At 61.8% G+C, this 15,643-nt stretch carries 17 protein-coding genes and 1 other RNA gene; 4 read left to right on the top strand and 14 right to left on the bottom strand.

The features are described from left to right. Positions 1-29: 29 nt before the first annotated feature. On the bottom strand, positions 30-488 hold the full coding sequence (dtd, locus tag AWB67_RS09135; protein WP_087655909.1) for a D-aminoacyl-tRNA deacylase: 459 nt from the start codon (positions 486-488) through the stop codon (positions 30-32). A gap of 1 nt (position 489) precedes the next feature. Then, the gene (gene tyrS, locus AWB67_RS09130) at positions 490-1,737 is read right to left on the bottom strand and encodes a tyrosine--tRNA ligase (protein WP_087655908.1); all 1,248 of its coding nucleotides are present in this window, start codon (positions 1,735-1,737) and stop codon (positions 490-492) included. Positions 1,738-2,044: 307 nt separating this feature from the next. Between tyrS and AWB67_RS09125 the strand changes: the two genes are divergently transcribed. Continuing rightward, complete coding sequence (locus AWB67_RS09125; protein ID WP_087655936.1) at positions 2,045-3,175, top strand: anhydro-N-acetylmuramic acid kinase; 1,131 nt, start codon at positions 2,045-2,047, stop codon at positions 3,173-3,175. Between the two features lie 63 nt (positions 3,176-3,238). Here the strand turns inward: AWB67_RS09125 and erpA are convergent, their stop codons facing one another. The 3 genes from erpA to rplM form a co-directional block, all read right to left on the bottom strand. Further along, positions 3,239-3,604, bottom strand: a complete 366-nt coding sequence (gene erpA / locus AWB67_RS09120; RefSeq protein ID WP_087655907.1) for an iron-sulfur cluster insertion protein ErpA — start codon at positions 3,602-3,604, stop codon at positions 3,239-3,241. Between the two features lie 201 nt (positions 3,605-3,805). Continuing rightward, positions 3,806-4,198 carry a 30S ribosomal protein S9 gene (rpsI, locus tag AWB67_RS09115; RefSeq protein ID WP_087655906.1) on the bottom strand — a complete coding sequence of 131 codons (393 nt, stop codon included), beginning with the start codon at positions 4,196-4,198 and terminating at the stop codon, positions 3,806-3,808. Positions 4,199-4,209: 11 nt separating this feature from the next. Then, entirely contained in the window at positions 4,210-4,638 is a 429-nt protein-coding gene (gene rplM / locus AWB67_RS09110; RefSeq protein WP_087643313.1) for a 50S ribosomal protein L13, read from the bottom strand. Between the two features lie 598 nt (positions 4,639-5,236). Between rplM and AWB67_RS09105 the strand changes: the two genes are divergently transcribed. Beyond that, entirely contained in the window at positions 5,237-5,659 is a 423-nt protein-coding gene (locus AWB67_RS09105; protein WP_087655905.1) for an OsmC family protein, read from the top strand. A gap of 73 nt (positions 5,660-5,732) precedes the next feature. On the opposite strand, the gene rnpB is transcribed toward AWB67_RS09105, so the two are convergent. From rnpB to pyrC, 3 genes are all read right to left on the bottom strand, one after another. Further along, positions 5,733-6,146, bottom strand: an RNA gene (rnpB, locus tag AWB67_RS09100) — RNase P RNA component class A. Between the two features lie 21 nt (positions 6,147-6,167). Continuing rightward, the gene (locus tag AWB67_RS09095) at positions 6,168-6,977 is read right to left on the bottom strand and encodes a DUF3025 domain-containing protein (protein WP_087655904.1); all 810 of its coding nucleotides are present in this window, start codon (positions 6,975-6,977) and stop codon (positions 6,168-6,170) included. A gap of 23 nt (positions 6,978-7,000) precedes the next feature. Beyond that, positions 7,001-8,083, bottom strand: coding sequence for a dihydroorotase (gene pyrC / locus AWB67_RS09090; RefSeq protein ID WP_087655903.1), 1,083 nt, complete (start codon positions 8,081-8,083; stop codon positions 7,001-7,003). 210 nt (positions 8,084-8,293) lie between these two features. Between pyrC and AWB67_RS09085 the strand changes: the two genes are divergently transcribed. Next, a complete protein-coding gene (locus AWB67_RS09085; protein ID WP_087655902.1) occupies positions 8,294-9,187 on the top strand; it encodes a class II glutamine amidotransferase in 894 nt (297 codons plus the stop codon). Positions 9,188-9,273: 86 nt separating this feature from the next. After that, a complete protein-coding gene (locus tag AWB67_RS09080; protein WP_087655901.1) occupies positions 9,274-9,609 on the top strand; it encodes a YegP family protein in 336 nt (111 codons plus the stop codon). Between the two features lie 79 nt (positions 9,610-9,688). On the opposite strand, the gene AWB67_RS09075 is transcribed toward AWB67_RS09080, so the two are convergent. The 6 genes from AWB67_RS09075 to AWB67_RS09050 all read right to left on the bottom strand — a co-directional run bounded on the left by AWB67_RS09075 (position 9,689) and on the right by AWB67_RS09050 (position 15,429). Continuing rightward, positions 9,689-10,414: an amino acid ABC transporter ATP-binding protein gene (locus AWB67_RS09075; protein ID WP_087655900.1), complete on the bottom strand. Its 726-nt coding sequence runs from the start codon at positions 10,412-10,414 to the stop codon at positions 9,689-9,691. Beyond that, complete coding sequence (gltK, locus tag AWB67_RS09070) at positions 10,411-11,088, bottom strand: glutamate/aspartate ABC transporter permease GltK (protein ID WP_087655899.1); 678 nt, start codon at positions 11,086-11,088, stop codon at positions 10,411-10,413. The genes AWB67_RS09075 and gltK overlap by 4 nt, the downstream gene beginning before the upstream one ends. Continuing rightward, positions 11,088-11,828 (bottom strand): amino acid ABC transporter permease, encoded by a 741-nt coding sequence (locus tag AWB67_RS09065; protein ID WP_087655898.1) that lies wholly within the window; start codon positions 11,826-11,828, stop codon positions 11,088-11,090. Before AWB67_RS09065 ends, gltK begins: the two co-directional genes overlap by 1 nt. A 71-nt stretch (positions 11,829-11,899) precedes the next feature. After that, positions 11,900-12,793 carry a glutamate/aspartate ABC transporter substrate-binding protein gene (locus AWB67_RS09060; RefSeq protein WP_087655897.1) on the bottom strand — a complete coding sequence of 298 codons (894 nt, stop codon included), beginning with the start codon at positions 12,791-12,793 and terminating at the stop codon, positions 11,900-11,902. 241 nt (positions 12,794-13,034) lie between these two features. Beyond that, entirely contained in the window at positions 13,035-14,348 is a 1,314-nt protein-coding gene (locus tag AWB67_RS09055) for a Glu/Leu/Phe/Val family dehydrogenase (RefSeq protein WP_087655896.1), read from the bottom strand. Positions 14,349-14,457: 109 nt separating this feature from the next. Then, positions 14,458-15,429, bottom strand: coding sequence for a LysR family transcriptional regulator (locus AWB67_RS09050; RefSeq protein ID WP_087655895.1), 972 nt, complete (start codon positions 15,427-15,429; stop codon positions 14,458-14,460). Positions 15,430-15,643: the final 214 nt, after the last annotated feature.

Here is a 15,643-nt window from a genome sequence, read left to right as displayed (position 1 = left end):
GCGTGAGTAGATCGCGCGCGTCGCCACGATCACGGTTGGACTTGCAGCCAGAAGGTGACCGGCCCGTCGTTGACGAGCGACACCTGCATGTCGGCGCCGAATTCGCCGGTCTCGACAATCGGATGCTTCGCCCGCGCCTCTGCGACGAAGTAGTCGAAGAGACGTTTGCCCTCGTCCGGTGGCGCGGCGGGCGTGAAGCTCGGGCGCAGGCCGCTCGACGTATCGGCGGCGAGCGTGAATTGCGAGACGAGCAGAACGCCGCCCGCGCGCCCGCTCCCGTCGATGTTCTGCACCGGCAGGTTCATCTTGCCGGCGGCGTCGCTGAACACGCGGTACGCGAGCATCTTCGCGAGGAGCTTGTCGGCGGCGGCTTCGGTGTCATTGCGTTCGGCGCAGACGAACGCGAGCAGGCCCGCGTCGATCGCGCCGGTCACGCGATCCGCGACGCGCACTTCCGCGCGCCGTACCCGCTGGATAAGGGCGATCACCTTAAGCCGTCAGCGTGACGCGCGCGAAGCGGCGCTTGCCGACCTGCACGACGAATTCGCCTGCTTCGACTTTCAGACCGCGATCGGAAATAACCTCGCCGTCGATCTTCACGCCGTTCTGGTCGATGTTGCGGAGCGCCTCGCTCGTCGACGGCACGAGCCCCGCCTGCTTCAGCAACTGCCCGATCGCAAGCGGCGCGCCGGAAAGCGTCACGCTCGGGATATCGTCCGGAACGCCGCCCTTCGCGCGATGGTTGAAATCTTCGAGCGCGCGTTCGGCATCGGCCGCCGAATGGAACCGCGCAACGATTTCCTGCCCGAGCAACACCTTGAAATCGCGCGGATTGCGCCCTTCGCCGGCTTCCTTCTTGAACTGCGCGATTTCCTCGATGCTGCGGAACGACAGCAGTTCGAAATAGCGCCACATCAGCGTGTCGGAGATGCTCATCAGCTTGCCGAACATATCGGTCGGCTTTTCGCTGATGCCGATGTAATTGTTCTTCGACTTCGACATCTTCTCGATGCCGTCGAGTCCTTCGAGCAGCGGCATCGTGAGAATGCACTGTTGTTCCTGCCCGTACTGCTTCTGCAGTTCGCGCCCGACGAGCAGGTTGAACTTCTGGTCAGTGCCGCCCAGTTCGAGGTCGGAATTCAGCGCGACCGAGTCGTAGCCCTGCATCAGCGGGTACAGGAACTCGTGGATCGAGATCGGCACGCCGCCCTGAAAGCGCTTCGTGAAATCCTCGCGTTCGAGAATGCGCGCGACCGTGTAACGCGACGCGAGTTTGATCATGCCGTCGGCGCCGAGCGGCATGCACCACTCGCTGTTGTAGCGGATCTCGGTCTTCTCGCGGTCGAGCACGAGCGACGCCTGCTCGAAATACGTCTTCGCGTTCGATTCGATCTGCTCGCGCGTAAGCGGCGGACGCGTCGCGTTGCGGCCCGACGGATCGCCGATCAGCGACGTGAAATCGCCGATCAGGAAAATCACGTGATGGCCGAGGTCCTGCAATTGCCGCATCTTGTTCAGCACGACCGTGTGGCCGATGTGAATGTCCGGCGCGGTCGGATCGAGGCCGAGCTTGATGCGCAGCGGTTTCTTCGTCGCGGCGCTCCGCGCGAGTTTCTGCGCGAATTCGTCTTCGATCAGCAGTTCGTCGGCGCCGCGCTTGGCGATCGCGAGCGCGGCGCGCACTTCGTCGGTGATGGGGAAAGCAGGCGCGGCGGGAGCGTTGGATTCAGTGGTCATGCTTGCGGCTTCTGGATTGAAAGTGATTCGATGGCCGGCGCAACTGGCGGCGTCGCGAAAGTCGACGGGCCGGCGAAAACGCTAGGGGAAACGGCTGGGGCAGGCACGCGGCGAAAGGCGCGCGATGCGCTGCAATCCCTTGTTCAGGCACAGGATTTTACGCGATGACGCCCCGCTTCGCCCCGCTTTCGACCGCGCGCGCCAATTCTGAAGCGACTTACCGATTTCACCCGATGCGCGGATAATCGCGCTTTATCGGCGAAATTGGCATCGACAGGAGACGAGCGTGGGACGAAAAACCGAGGCAATCGAAACCGGCAAGGCGGACGGCGTGTACTTCGGTTTGATGTCGGGCACGAGCATGGACGGCGTCGACGGCGTCGCGGTCCAGTTCGCGACCGGCAAGCCGCCCGTCGTGATCGGCGAGGCGCACGTGAGCTTTTCGCAGGGCATGCGCGACGCACTCTTCGCCTTGCAGACGCCCGGCGAGAACGAAATCGAGCGCGCGGCGCTCGCGGCGAACGCGCTCGCGACGCGCTACGCCGTCTGCTGCCACGAGTTGCAGAGCATGAGCAATTGCTCGGCCACGAAGGTGCGCGCGATCGGCGTGCACGGACAGACGGTGCGGCATCGGCCGGAAAAGGGGTACACGACCCAGATCAACAACCCGGCGCTGCTCGCGGAAATGACGAACATCGACGTGATCTCCGATTTCCGCAGCCGCGACGTCGCCGCCGGCGGCCAGGGCGCGCCGCTCGTGCCGGCGTTCCACGCGACCGTGTTCGGCGCGCCGGGCGAGACGCGCGTCGTCTGCAATCTGGGCGGAATCAGCAATATCACGGTGTTGTCGGCGAACGGCGCAGTGCGCGGTTTCGATTGCGGCCCGGCGAACGCGCTGCTGGACGAGTGGGCGCACCGGCATTTGAAGCGTCCTTACGACGAGGGCGGGCAGTTAGCGGCGCAGGGACAGGTGCATCGACCACTATTGAACGCGCTCCTTGACGAGCCGTTTTTTGAGCAGGCGCCGCCGAAAAGCACCGGCCGCGACCTTTTCAATCCGGCGTGGCTTGACGCGAAGCTCGCAGCATTCGCCAACGTCCCGCCCCCCGACGTGCAGGCGACGCTCGTCGCACTGACGGCGGTGAGCGTCGCGCGCGAGATCGAACGGCATGCGTCCGATGTGCGCGCGGTGTACGTCTGCGGCGGCGGCGCGCGTAATCCGGTGCTGATGAGCGCGATCCAGCAGGTGCTGGAGGACAGCGGCGTGTCGGGCGTCCCCGTGATGACGACCGAAGCGCTCGGCGTTCCGCCGCAGCAGGTCGAGGCACTGGCGTTCGCGTGGCTCGCGATGCGCTGCGTCGCGCGCGAACCGGGCAACATCGCGGCGGTGACGGGCGCGGCGGGCGAGCGGGTTTTGGGCGCTATTTATCCGCATTGAACGTCGAATAAAAAGCGGAGCCCGCAGCCTCCGCTTTTTGATATTGCATTCGGTGCTAAAGAATCACACCGAGAACGACGATCCGCAACCGCAAGTCGTCGACGCATTCGGGTTCTTGATCACGAACTGCGCGCCGTTGAGGTCGTCCTTATAGTCGATCTCCGCGCCGACCAGATACTGATAGCTCATCGAGTCGATCAGCAACTGGACGCCGGCCTTGTCCATCACGGTGTCGTCTTCATTGACGGCTTCGTCGAACGTGAAGCCGTACTGGAAACCCGAACACCCGCCGCCCTGCACGAACACGCGCAGCTTCAGGTCCGGATTGCCTTCTTCGTCGATCAGTTGCTTGACCTTGTCGGCGGCCGCGTCGGTGAAGACGAACGGCAACGGCATTTCGGTCGTGGGGGTGTCGGTGACAGCGTTCATTCGAACTCTCCAAAAAAGCTTCTGTCCGTCATTGTAGGGCCGATCTCAATATCGTGCTGGAAGCCCATGAAATCAATGGGCTATATCGATACCGATGGCGTCTGCGGACGAATCCGTGTCGCAAAAATAAAAAGCCGCCGGCGCATGACGCCAGCGGCTTTTCGCAGCGATTCGCCCAGAGGACGAAAAGCGCGATACGGCTTAACGCTTCGAGAATTGCTTCCTGCGGCGTGCCTTGTGGAAACCGACCTTCTTACGTTCCACTTCACGTGCGTCACGCGTCACGAAGCCAGCGCTCGACAGCGTCGGCTTGAGCGTTGCGTCGTAGTCCATCAGCGCGCGCGTGATGCCGTGGCGAACCGCGCCGGCTTGACCCGTTTCACCGCCGCCGGTCACGTTGACCTTGATGTCGAACGTAGTGGCGTGGCTCGTCAGTTCGAGCGGCTGGCGCACGATCATCAGCGACGTTTCGCGCGAGAAGTAGTCGGCGATGGGCTTGCCGTTGACGATGATGTCGCCTTTGCCTGCCTTGATGAAGACACGAGCGACGGCGCTCTTGCGGCGGCCCGTACCGTAGTTCCAGTTACCGATCATGTGGGCTCCCCTTAGATCTCGAGCGCTTTAGGCTGTTGAGCCGTATGCGGATGCGTTGCGTCGGCGTAGACCTTCAGCTTCTTGATCATCGCGTAGCCGAGCGGACCCTTCGGCAGCATGCCTTTGACCGCCTTCTCGAGCGCGCGGCCCGGGAAACGCTCTTGCATCTTGCCAAACGTCGTTTCGTAGATGCCGCCCGGATAGCCCGAGTGACGATAGTACTTCTTGTCGGTTGCCTTGTTGCCCGTGACCTTCAGCTTGCCGGCGTTGATGATGATGATGAAATCACCAGTGTCGACGTGCGGGGTGAACTCGGGTTTGTGCTTGCCGCGAAGACGGCGTGCCACTTCGCTGGCGACACGGCCGAGAACCTTATCCGTCGCGTCAATCACGTACCATTCACGCGTCACCTCATGGGCTTTTGCGGAAAACGTCTTCATGATCGATCCAAAAAATTAACTGTGCCCTTGCTGTCCCGCTTGTATGTAAGTTGCGCATCGAGGCGCGTGCAGGCTCTCCCTGATTCCCCTTCGCGGGCATTGTGCGAAGAGAACTTTGAATTATAAGGGGATTTTGGATGCCGCGTCAAAAGTTGCGCGATCTGTGACGCAACGGACGTTGATGGGACGAAAAAAAGCCCGAGCACCTGAGGCTCGGGCTGAATCCACCAGGAGGAGGTGGAGGAGACGCGGTAGATTCGTCGAACTGCGACAACCAATAATCCGAGTATAGGCACTCGTTTTCTGCGGATCAAGAAAATTCGCATTATGAGAATATATATCATATTGTGAGACTGCGGCTTTGTGTTTTATTTTATTTAAAAACAATGACTTGCAAAGAATATGCGAGCGGACCCGGCGTTCGTTATCGGTCTAGAGGTTCTCTTCGGTTTCACTACGGCCCATGTGGCCCCTGCGCTCTTTCGTTATTTAGTGTCCGTCAACCCGGAGTTGCGCGGAGCGTAGCCATCGTGTGAAACGGCAAACGGCTACAATATTCGCTTGTAAAACAACGTAGCAAGCGCGCTGGAGCCTGAGCATGGAATGCAAAGTTAGCTGGATGGGACAGGATGGCATGGCGTTCGCCGCTGAAACCGGAAGCGGCCACCTCGTCACGATGGACGGCGCCCCCGACGGCGGCGGCCGCAACCTCGCGCCGCGTCCGATGGAAATGGTGCTGCTCGGCACCGGCGGCTGCACGGCCTACGACGTCGTGATGATCCTGAAAAAAAGCCGCCAGGACGTCGCGGGCTGCTCGGTGACACTCAAGGCCGAACGCGCCAGCGAAGACCCCAAGGTGTTCACGAAGATCCACTTCCACTTCACGGTGACGGGCAAGAACCTGAATCCGTCGACGGTCGAGCGCGCGATCAATCTGTCGCACGATAAATACTGCTCGGCGTCGATCATGATCGCGAAAACCGCCGAATTGACCCATTCGTTCGATATCGTGCCGACCTGAACGCGCGATTCAGCAGAATAGAATGCAAAAAGCCGGCGTCATCACTGACGCCGGCTTTTTGACTTTTGAATGACGACAAAGCAGGCCGATAAGCCGGATTCTGTGCACGCACCGCATCCGAAGACGCGATGCGCGTGGCAGTCATTCCTCTAGGCGCGCCATTGCTGACGCGCTCAAGCTTCCTACCCGCAGACGAGACGGGGGCCCCGTCCTGCATCGTGACGATGCGCGCCTGCCTATTTGGAATTGCTCCGGGTGGAGGTTACCGTGCCGGTCTGTCTCGCGACAGCCGCGGTGCGCTCTTACCGCACCGTTTCACCCTTACCTGATCCCGATTTGCATCGGGCCATCGGCGGTTTGCTTTCTGTTGCCCTGTTCCGCGTGTTGCCACGGATGGCCGTTAGCCATCACCCTGCCCTGTGGAGTCCGGACTTTCCTCGCCCTTTCCAGCCGAGACCGGAAAAGCCGCGACTGCCTGGCCTGCTTTGCGAGACGAATTTTAACACCGTCACCCGCGATGGCGGCGGCCGGGGCGGAAAACGCTCGTGTCGTCGTAGAAAGCGGGCGATTCGTTCGGCGGATACCAGCCCGGTACGCCGAGCACCGGCAACGGAGCGAAATCGCGACTCGTTGGGGATTGGCTCAGCAGCGTGTTCGCTATGCGTTCGTCGAGTAATGCACGGCGTTTTGGGTCGTCGAGGGAGAAGTAATCGGGCGGGACGGCGACGATCCATGCGTGCCCCGTGCACGCCTTGTACGGCGCGACGAGCTTTTCCAGGAGCGCGTGGCCGAAGATTCGTGCTTCGCAGAGCACGCCCCAATCCGCGCGCCGCGTCACGAAGAGCGTGCGCCAGTCGAAACCGCGCAATGCGTCCGACAGCGCCGGATCGGCGCAGGCGAACAGCACGGCGTTTTCATCGAAAAGGGTGAGCGCGTCACGCAGGCCGCCGCGCGTCGGGCCGATGCCGAGCGCATCGATTTGCGCCGCCTGCCGCGCATTCAGCGCCGCCTTGATGCGCGGAAACTGGAACCAGATCGACGCGTTGAAGAAATCGTGGAGATTGTGGCGCGTCGGCACGCCACCGGTAGCGGCGATGTGCGCCTCATAGAACGCTCCCGCCGGCAACTCGTCCTGGGCGATGAACGACAACGGTTTGCCGCGGCCAGTGGTGATGTCCGTCGAACGGGCGTCTGCGTTCAGCGCTTCGAGATAGACCAAGTAGCCGTCGATCGCCGCCGACTGCCAGCGCACGCCGCGTTCGGCGAGCGGCGCGAGCCACGGCTGCGTCCAATCGATACGCTCGAACGGCAGGGTCATACGCTCAGCGCACGAAAATGCACTTAAACCTGCTGCCAGCCAATCGTTTCACCGCCCCGCAACGGCACGACTTCCGCGTCACCTGCCAGGAATTCGGCGGGCAGCGTCCACGATTCGCGCCGCAGCGTCACCGTTTCCTTGCTGCGCGGCAAACTGTAGAAATCGGGGCCGAAGAAGCTCGCGAATCCTTCGAGCTTGTCGAGCGCGCCGGCTTTGTCGAAGGCTTCGGTGTAGAGCTCGAGCGCGTGAAGCGCCGTGTAGCAGCCCGCGCAGCCGCACGCGTGCTCCTTCAAACCCTTCGGATGCGGCGCGCTATCCGTACCGAGGAAAAAGCGCGGATTGCCCGAGGTCGCCGCCTCGACCAGCGCCACGCGATGCGTCTCGCGCTTCAACACCGGCAGGCAATAGTAGTGCGGCCGAATCCCGCCGAGAAAAATCGCGTTGCGGTTGTAGAGCAGATGGTGCGCGGTGATCGTCGCGCCGATCGGGCCGCTCGTCTCGCGCACGTATTCGGCGGCGTCCTTCGTCGTGATGTGCTCGAAAACCACCTTCAGCGCCGGAAAATCGCGTCGCAGCGGCGTCATCACCCGGTCGATGAACACCTTCTCGCGATCGAACAAATCGATCGACGGATCGGTCACTTCGCCGTGCACGAGCAGCGGCATGCCAGTTTCCTGCATCGCTTCGAGCGTCGCCGCGCATTTCAGGAGATCGGTGACGCCGGCGTCAGAGTTGGTCGTCGCGCCCGCCGGATACAGCTTCACGCCGTGCACGAAACCGCTCGCGCGTGCGCGGCGGATTTCGTCGGGCGGCGTGTTGTCGGTGAGATAGAGCGTCATCAGCGGCTCGAACGTCGCGCCCGCGCCCTCTTTCGGCAGCGCGGCCAGGATGCGCTCGCGATACGCGGCGGCCATCGCGGTCGTCGTGACGGGTGGGCGCAGGTTCGGCATGATGATCGCGCGGCCGAACTGGCGCGCGGTGTGCGGCAGGACAGCGGCGAGCATGGCGCCGTCGCGCACGTGCAAGTGCCAGTCGTCGGGGCGCGCGATGGTGAGCGTGGCGGGAGACTGCGTCGATTCTGAAGCGGCGGACGAATGAGCTGACATGGCGAGAACGGTCGGAGGACGGAGGGACAAATCAAAAATCCGGCAGCGGATGGCGATCGGAGCAAAAAGCGGCAAAAACCGCCGTGGAAATTCAACAACGATGCCCGCACGCGCCGGATGATCGATTTTTTGGCGATTGGCTCGGTGCTATGCTTGTGAGACACCATTGTAACAATTGCCCTCACACCCAAGCCTGCCAGCCTCAGCAACATGTGCCAACTTCTCGGAATGAACTGCGCGGAACCGACGGACGTGACGTTCTCGTTCACCGGCTTCGCGGCGCGCGGCGGCGTCACCGATCACCACGCCGACGGCTGGGGCATCGCCTTCTTCGAAGACAAAGCGTGCCGGCTGTTCATCGACCATCAGTCGTCGGCCAGTTCGCCGCTTGCCGAGATGGTGAAGCGCTATCCGATCAAGTCAAAGAACACGATCGCGCACATTCGCAAGGCGACGCAGGGGCACATCCTGCTCGAAAACTGCCATCCGTTTCTGCGCGAACTTTGGGGCCGGCACTGGATTTTCGCGCACAACGGCGACCTGAAAGGCCATGATCCTGAATTCACCGGCGTCTATCAGCCGGTCGGCACGACGGACAGCGAACTCGCGTTCTGCGCGCTGCTGCAGGGCCTGCGCGAAGCGTTTCCCGGCTCGCAGCCGCCGCTCGACGAACTCTTCGACGCGCTCGCCACGCTCACGCGCGACATCACGCAATACGGCGTGTTCAATTTCCTGATGTCGAACGGGCAAGCGCTGTTCTCGCATTGTTCGACACATTTGTACTATCTCGTACGCAGTTGGCCGTTCTCGACGGCGCATCTGATCGACGCGGACATGTCGATCGATTTCGCCAAGTACACGACGCCGGAAGACCGCGTCGCGGTGATTGCGACGTCGCCGCTCACCGACAACGAAATCTGGACGCGCTTCGCTCCCGGCGATCTCGCGATGTTCCAGAAAGGCGCGCTGCAGCGAACGGTGAACATTCCCGTGCCGGAGGACGTCGCGAAAAAGGCCGCCGAACCGCTGTGCAAGGTGTGCGTGGAATCGGCGCTGAAGATCGATTCGACGGCGGCGGTGGAAACGGCGCTGGGCATTGAATAGTTCATCGTTAACAATTGTCACCTCGAAGCCGCAGTGCGCGGTGACACCCTAGACTCAGGCTTCACTCACCTCAAAAAGGAAGGGCCATGTCAGGAAAATTCGTCATCGATAAAGCGAAGAACGGCCAGTTCTACTTCAACTTGCGCGCGGGCAACGGGGAGCCGATCCTGCAAAGCGAGTTGTATGTGACGCGGGCGTCGGCGGAACACGGGATCGAATCGGTGCGCAAGAACGCGCCGCTCGACGAGCGCTACGACCGCAAGGAAAACGCGAAGGGCGAGCCGATGTTCACGCTCAAAGCCGGCAATCACGAAGTGATCGGCGTGAGCGAGGGATATAGCAGCACGTCGGCGATGGAGAACGGCATCGCATCGGTGAAGAAGAACGCGCCGGACGCAACGGTTCAGGACAATACGAAGTAATCCGCGCGGCTTTACACAAAAACGCGGCCTCTCGTAAAAAGAGAGGCCGTGTTTTTCATTGCAGAGTCAAAACTGAAGCTCAGTGCAGAATCTTCGCCAGAAAATCCTTTGCGCGATCCGACTTCGGATTAGCGAAGAACTCTTCCTTCTTGTCGTCTTCCACGATCAAGCCCTTGTCCATGAAGACCACGCGATGCGCGACCTTCTTGGCAAAACCCATTTCGTGCGTGACGCACATCATCGTCATGCCTTCCTGCGCGAGTTCGACCATTACGTCGAGCACTTCGTTGATCATCTCCGGGTCGAGCGCCGAAGTAGGCTCGTCGAACAGCATCGCGATCGGGTCCATCGACAACGCCCGCGCGATCGCCACGCGCTGCTGCTGCCCGCCCGACAACTGGCCCGGATATTTGTCGGCGTGAGCGCGCAGGCCGACGCGATCGAGCAGCTTCAGGCCCTTCGCGGTGGCTTCGTCGTTCGAACGGCCGAGTACCTTGATCTGCGCGAGCGTCAGGTTCTGCACGATCGACAAGTGCGGAAACAGTTCGAAGTGCTGGAACACCATGCCGACCTTCGCGCGCAGCTTCGACAAGTTGGTCTTCTTGTCACCGACGGACTGCCCGTTGATCGTGATCTCGCCCTTCTGGAACGGTTCGAGGCCGTTCACGGTCTTGATGAGCGTCGACTTGCCCGAACCCGACGGGCCGCAGACCACCACCACTTCACCCTTTTTCACTTCGGTCGTGCAGTCGGTCAGCACCTGGAACGGACCGTACCACTTGGAAACATTTTTCAAGGAGATCATCTTGCGACCTTTTTCTGAAGACTTTTGACGAGGGCCGAGGCCGCCACGCAAATCACGAAATAACACGCGCCGGCGAACAGGACCATTTCGACGGTCGTACCGTCACGGTCGCCGACGTTCGTCGCCGTGCGGAAGAAGTCCGCGAGGCTGATCACGTAGACGAGCGACGTATCCTGAAACAGCACGATGGCCTGCGTGAGCAACAGCGGCACCATCGCGCGAAACGCCTGCGGCAGCACGACGAGCTTCATCGACTGCGAGTACGTCATGCCGAGCGCGAACGCCGCGTTCACCTGTCCGCGTGAGACCGACTGAATGCCGGCGCGGATGATTTCCGAATAGTACGCGGCCTCGAAAAGCGAGAACGCGACCATCGCGGAGGCGAGGCGAATGTCGATATCCGCCGACAACCCGAGCACATTCTGCAGCAACTGCGGCACGATCAGGAAGAACCACAGCAGCACCATGACGAGCGGGATCGAGCGGAACAGCGTGACGTAGATGTTCGCGAACCACACGAGCGGCTTGATGCCCGACAGTCGCATCAGCGCGATCACCGTGCCCCAGACGATACCGACGACAATCGCCAGCACCGTGATCTGCAGCGTGATGATCGCGCCGGTCCAGAGAGTCGGCAGCGCGCCGATGACGCCGCTCCAATTGAAATGATGCATCACTTGCCTCCGATGTAGCCGGGCAGCCGGGTCTTCGCTTCGACCCAGCGCATCAGCAGCATGACGATCAGGTTGATCAGCATGTAGGCGACCGTCACGGCGATGAACGACTCATACGTCTGCGCGGTGTAGTCGACGAGCTGGCGCGCCTGCGCCGACAAGTCGAGCAAGCCGATCGTCGATGCGACTGCCGAGTTCTTGAACACGTTCAAAAACTCCGACGTGAGCGGCGGCACGATGATCCGGTACGCGACCGGCATCAGCACGTAGCGGTACGTCTGCCATTGCGTGAGGCCCATTGCGAGGCCCGCTGCACGCTGGCCGCGCGGCAACGCGTTGATGCCCGAGCGCACCTGCTCGCAGACGCGCGCGCCGGTAAAGAGCCCGAGACAGATGATCGACGACGAGAAGAACTGCGCGCCCGGCGGCAATTGCTTGAACCAGTTTCCGATCGATGGCGGCAAAAGTTCCGGTATCACGAGATACCAGATGAAGAACTGCACGATCAGCGGAATATTGCGGAAGATCGCCACGTAGACCGTGCCGATGCCTGCGAGAAAGCGATTCGGGACCGTGCGCAAGATGCCGAACAGCGAGCCGACCACGAGCGCGATCACCCACGCGGCGAGCGACACGGTGACGGTCACCCAGAAGCCTGAAATCAGCCAGCCGAGATAGGTAGTGGGCTCGCCGGTCGAAACCGGACTCAGCAAAACGCCCCAGTTCCAGTGATAAGACATGGACTCAACTCCAAAAGAAAACGGAAGAAGCGGGACGCTCCTTCCGTTTCGTTTATCAATACCCGGACAGGTTAGTCGATTGCCTTGTCATTCGGGCTCTTGAAGAGGGCCTTGATGTCATCGCTTTCCGGGAAGTTCAGGTTCAAACCCTTCGGCGGAATCGGGCTTTCGAACCACTTCTTGTAGATCGCTGCGCCTTCGCCCGAGGTTTCGACCTTCGCAATTGCGTCGTCGACGACCTTCTTGAACTCCGGATCGTTCTTGCGAATCATGCAGCCGTACGCTTCATGCGACTGCGGGTCGCCGACGATCACGAAATCGCCCGGATTGTTCGACTTCGCGCGCTCGCCCGCGAGCAGTGCGTCGTCCATCATGAACGCAACGGCGCGGCCGGTCGACAGCGTCAGGAACGACTCGCCGTGATCCTTCGCGCTGATGATGTTCATGCCCATGCTCTTGTCCTGGTTCATCTTGCGAAGCAGGCGCTCGGACGTGGTGCCCGCGGTCGTCACGACGGTCTTGCCCTTCAGGTCGTCCCAGGTCTTTACGCCCGAATCCTTCTTGGTCATGAGGCGCGTGCCGATCACGAAGATCGTGTTGGAGAACGAGACCTGCTGCTGACGCTCGGCGTTGTTCGTGGTCGACCCGCACTCGATGTCGACCGTGCCGTTCTGCACGAGCGGAATGCGGTTTTGCGACGTGATCGGCGTGAGCTTCACCTTCAGGCTCGGCATGTTGAGCTTCTGCTTGACGGCTTCCACCACCTTCAGCGCGAACTCATGCGAATAGCCGACGACGTTCTGCTTGTCGTCGTAGTACGAGAACGGAATGGACGACTCGCGGTGACCCAGCGAAATCACTCCCGTGTCCTTGATCTTCTTGAGCGTGCCTGCATCCTGAGCGTATGCGCTCGTTGCGAGAAAACCCAGAGCGGCGAGCACCAGCGCGGCTTTTTTAATCTTCATTTGTTCGATCTCCTGTGGCGAAAACGGGGCAAGTTTAGCAGGGTAATTATTCTGAAAGAATGATTGTTAACCACACGTCCCGAAATTTACCCGGAAGCCGCGCAAGCCCCGCGCGACGCGCATTCTAACTGTAGTTTGCATGCAAAAACAGGCGCCATCCGAAGCGGATGGCGCCTGTTTTTTTAAAGGGCGCGAACGCGGCATAAAGCCGCGCAGGCGCCGTGTGAAGCGAAGCCGACGATCACGGATAGAGACCGCGCATTTCACGCGCCATCAGAATGCGCGAACAAGCGACGATGAACGCGGCCGTCCGCACAGACACCTTGTGTTCGCTTGCTACAGCCCACACCGCTGCGAACGCTTCGCGCATCACGCGTTCGAGGCGCTGGTTGATCTCGTCCTCGGTCCAGAAGAAGCTCGAGAAGTCCTGCACCCACTCGAAGTACGAGACCGTCACGCCGCCCGCGTTCGCCACGACGTCGGGGATGACGAGAATGCCCTTGTCGTGGAGGATGTCGTCGGCGGCAGTGGTCGTCGGACCGTTCGCGCCTTCCACCACGATCTTCGTCTTGATCTTCGCTGCGTTCTTTTCGGTGATCTGGCCTTCGAGCGCGGCCGGGATCAGGATGTCGCTTTCGATGGTCCAGAACTCGTCGGCGGAAACCGGGTCCGCGCCCTTGAAGCCGCCCACGCCGCCGTTCTGCGCGACGTGATCGAGCAGCGCAACCGCATCGATGCCCTTCGAGTTATGGATCGTGCCCGTGTGATCCTGCACGGCGATGACCCGCGCGCCCGCTTCCTGGAACAACCGCGCCGCGATTCCGCCGACGTTGCCGAAGCCCTGCACCGCGATGCGCGCGCCCTCGATGTCGAAACCGATGCGACGCGCCGCTTCCGTGCCGACGACGAACACGCCGCGCCCGGTCGCTTCCTTGCGGCCGAGCGAGCCGCCGAGCGAGATCGGCTTGCCGGTCACCACACCCGTTGCCGTCTGCCCCTGGTTCATCGAGTACGTGTCCATCATCCACGCCATGATCTGCTCGTTCGTGTTCACGTCCGGCGCGGGGATGTCGGTATTCGGTCCGATGATGATGCCGATTTCGCTGGTATAGCGACGCGTCAGGCGTTCGAGCTCGCCGCGCGAGAGCGTGCGCGGATCGACGCGGATACCGCCCTTCGCGCCGCCGTACGGCACGTTCACGGCCGCGTTCTTCACTGACATCCATGCGGAGAGCGCCATCACTTCAGAGAGCGTCACATCCTGGTGGTAACGCACGCCACCCTTGCCCGGGCCGCGCGACGTGTTGTGCTGCACGCGATAGCCTTCGAAGTGCGCGACCGTGCCGTTGTCGAGTTCGATCGGGCAATCGACGATCAGGATGCGCTTCGGGCGCTTGAGCGTTTCGAGCCAGCGCGAGAGCGAGCCGAGATACGGCGCGACGCGATCGACCTGCTTCAGATAGTTGCCCCAGGGGCCGAGATCGTCGGCGTGGAGATACGACGGGATGGCGTGTTGGGCGGCGGGTGACGGCAGGTCGTGCTTCGGGGATGACATTTACGCTCCAGCGTTTTTGGCAATGCGCACATTGTCGAAAAAGGCCGTCGCGAAATCCAATGCCGTTTCCTTATCCCATTATGCGTTTCGCGCATAGCGCAGGAGAAGGTTATCCCGTCTGGGTTTCGGCAGCACGCTCGGCGAGTTCGTCGATGACGGCGTCCCACAGGCTACGGGTCAGTGCCTGGCGCGGATCGTCGCCTTGCGAAGCCAGCTTGTCGCGATAGAGGCGGATTTCCATCGTCAGCGTGAACTGGCCGGCGGGCGTGCCGCGCGTGCCCCGGTCGAGGCGGATCAGGCGCCCTTCCTCCACCGCGTCCTCCACCGCGCTGTGCGGCAGGAACGCGACTCCATGACCCGCGAGCGCCATCGCCTTGAGGCCCTCGGCCATGTCGGTTTCGTAGACCTTGTCGAGATGGAGACGCGTCGGCGCCGTCGCGATGATCACCTCCGTCATGCGGCCGAGATACGCGTTCGGCGTGTACGACAGATACGGCACCGGAGCCTCGGCGCTTGCGGGCAGTGTGTAGCGCGCGCGGCCGCCCTTGGTCACCGCCGAGAACGGGCTGATCGGCTCGGTGCCGAGCGCGAGCATGTCGTAGCGCGCGGGATCGAGCGCGACGGGGTGACTCGGATGGTGATAGCCCATCACGAGGTCGCACCCGCCTTCGACGAGCGACAGCACCGCGTCATGCACGTTTAGCGCGCGCAGTCGCGTATGGATGCGCCCGAGCCGCGCTTCGATGCGATGCAGCCAGCGCGGGAAATACGTCAGCGACAACGTGTGCGGGACGGCGAATTCGATCGTCGCGGTGGGCGCGCCGCCTTGTCCGCGCAGGAGCGTGCGCGCCTCGTGGAATTGCGAGAGCATCGCGAGCGCCTGCTCGTAGAAGACCTGACCCGCTTGCGTGAGACGCGTCGGATAGACCGAACGGTCGATGAGTTCGGTGCCGAGCCACGCTTCGAGCGCCTGGATGCGCCGCGAGAATGCCGGCTGCGTGATGTGCCGCATCTCGGCCGAGCGGCTGAAGCTGCGCGTCTCCGCGAGCGAGACGAAGTCTTCGAGCCATTTGAGTTCCATGCGTTGTCGCTCCTCTCGCGCGGGTCGGCGATGAAGCCCGCATTTTAGCGGGGCGATGGGTTGCCGCACCAATCGCGAGCAGGTCGCACTCGGGCGGTGCTGCGGTGCAGCGTCTCCTCGCAGCGTTTCATGCTTCGAACGCTGCTGAAACCCGCGTCGGAGCTAGCAACAAGCAAACATGCACACAATTGGCATGATGCTTGCAGTTTCCGAG

It is taken from the genome of Caballeronia terrestris (assembly GCF_001544515.1).
Taxonomy (GTDB): Bacteria; Pseudomonadota; Gammaproteobacteria; order Burkholderiales; family Burkholderiaceae; genus Caballeronia; species Caballeronia terrestris.
The sequence above is the reverse complement of the archived record's forward strand: the minus strand, read 5'-3'. Positions and strand labels throughout refer to the sequence as shown.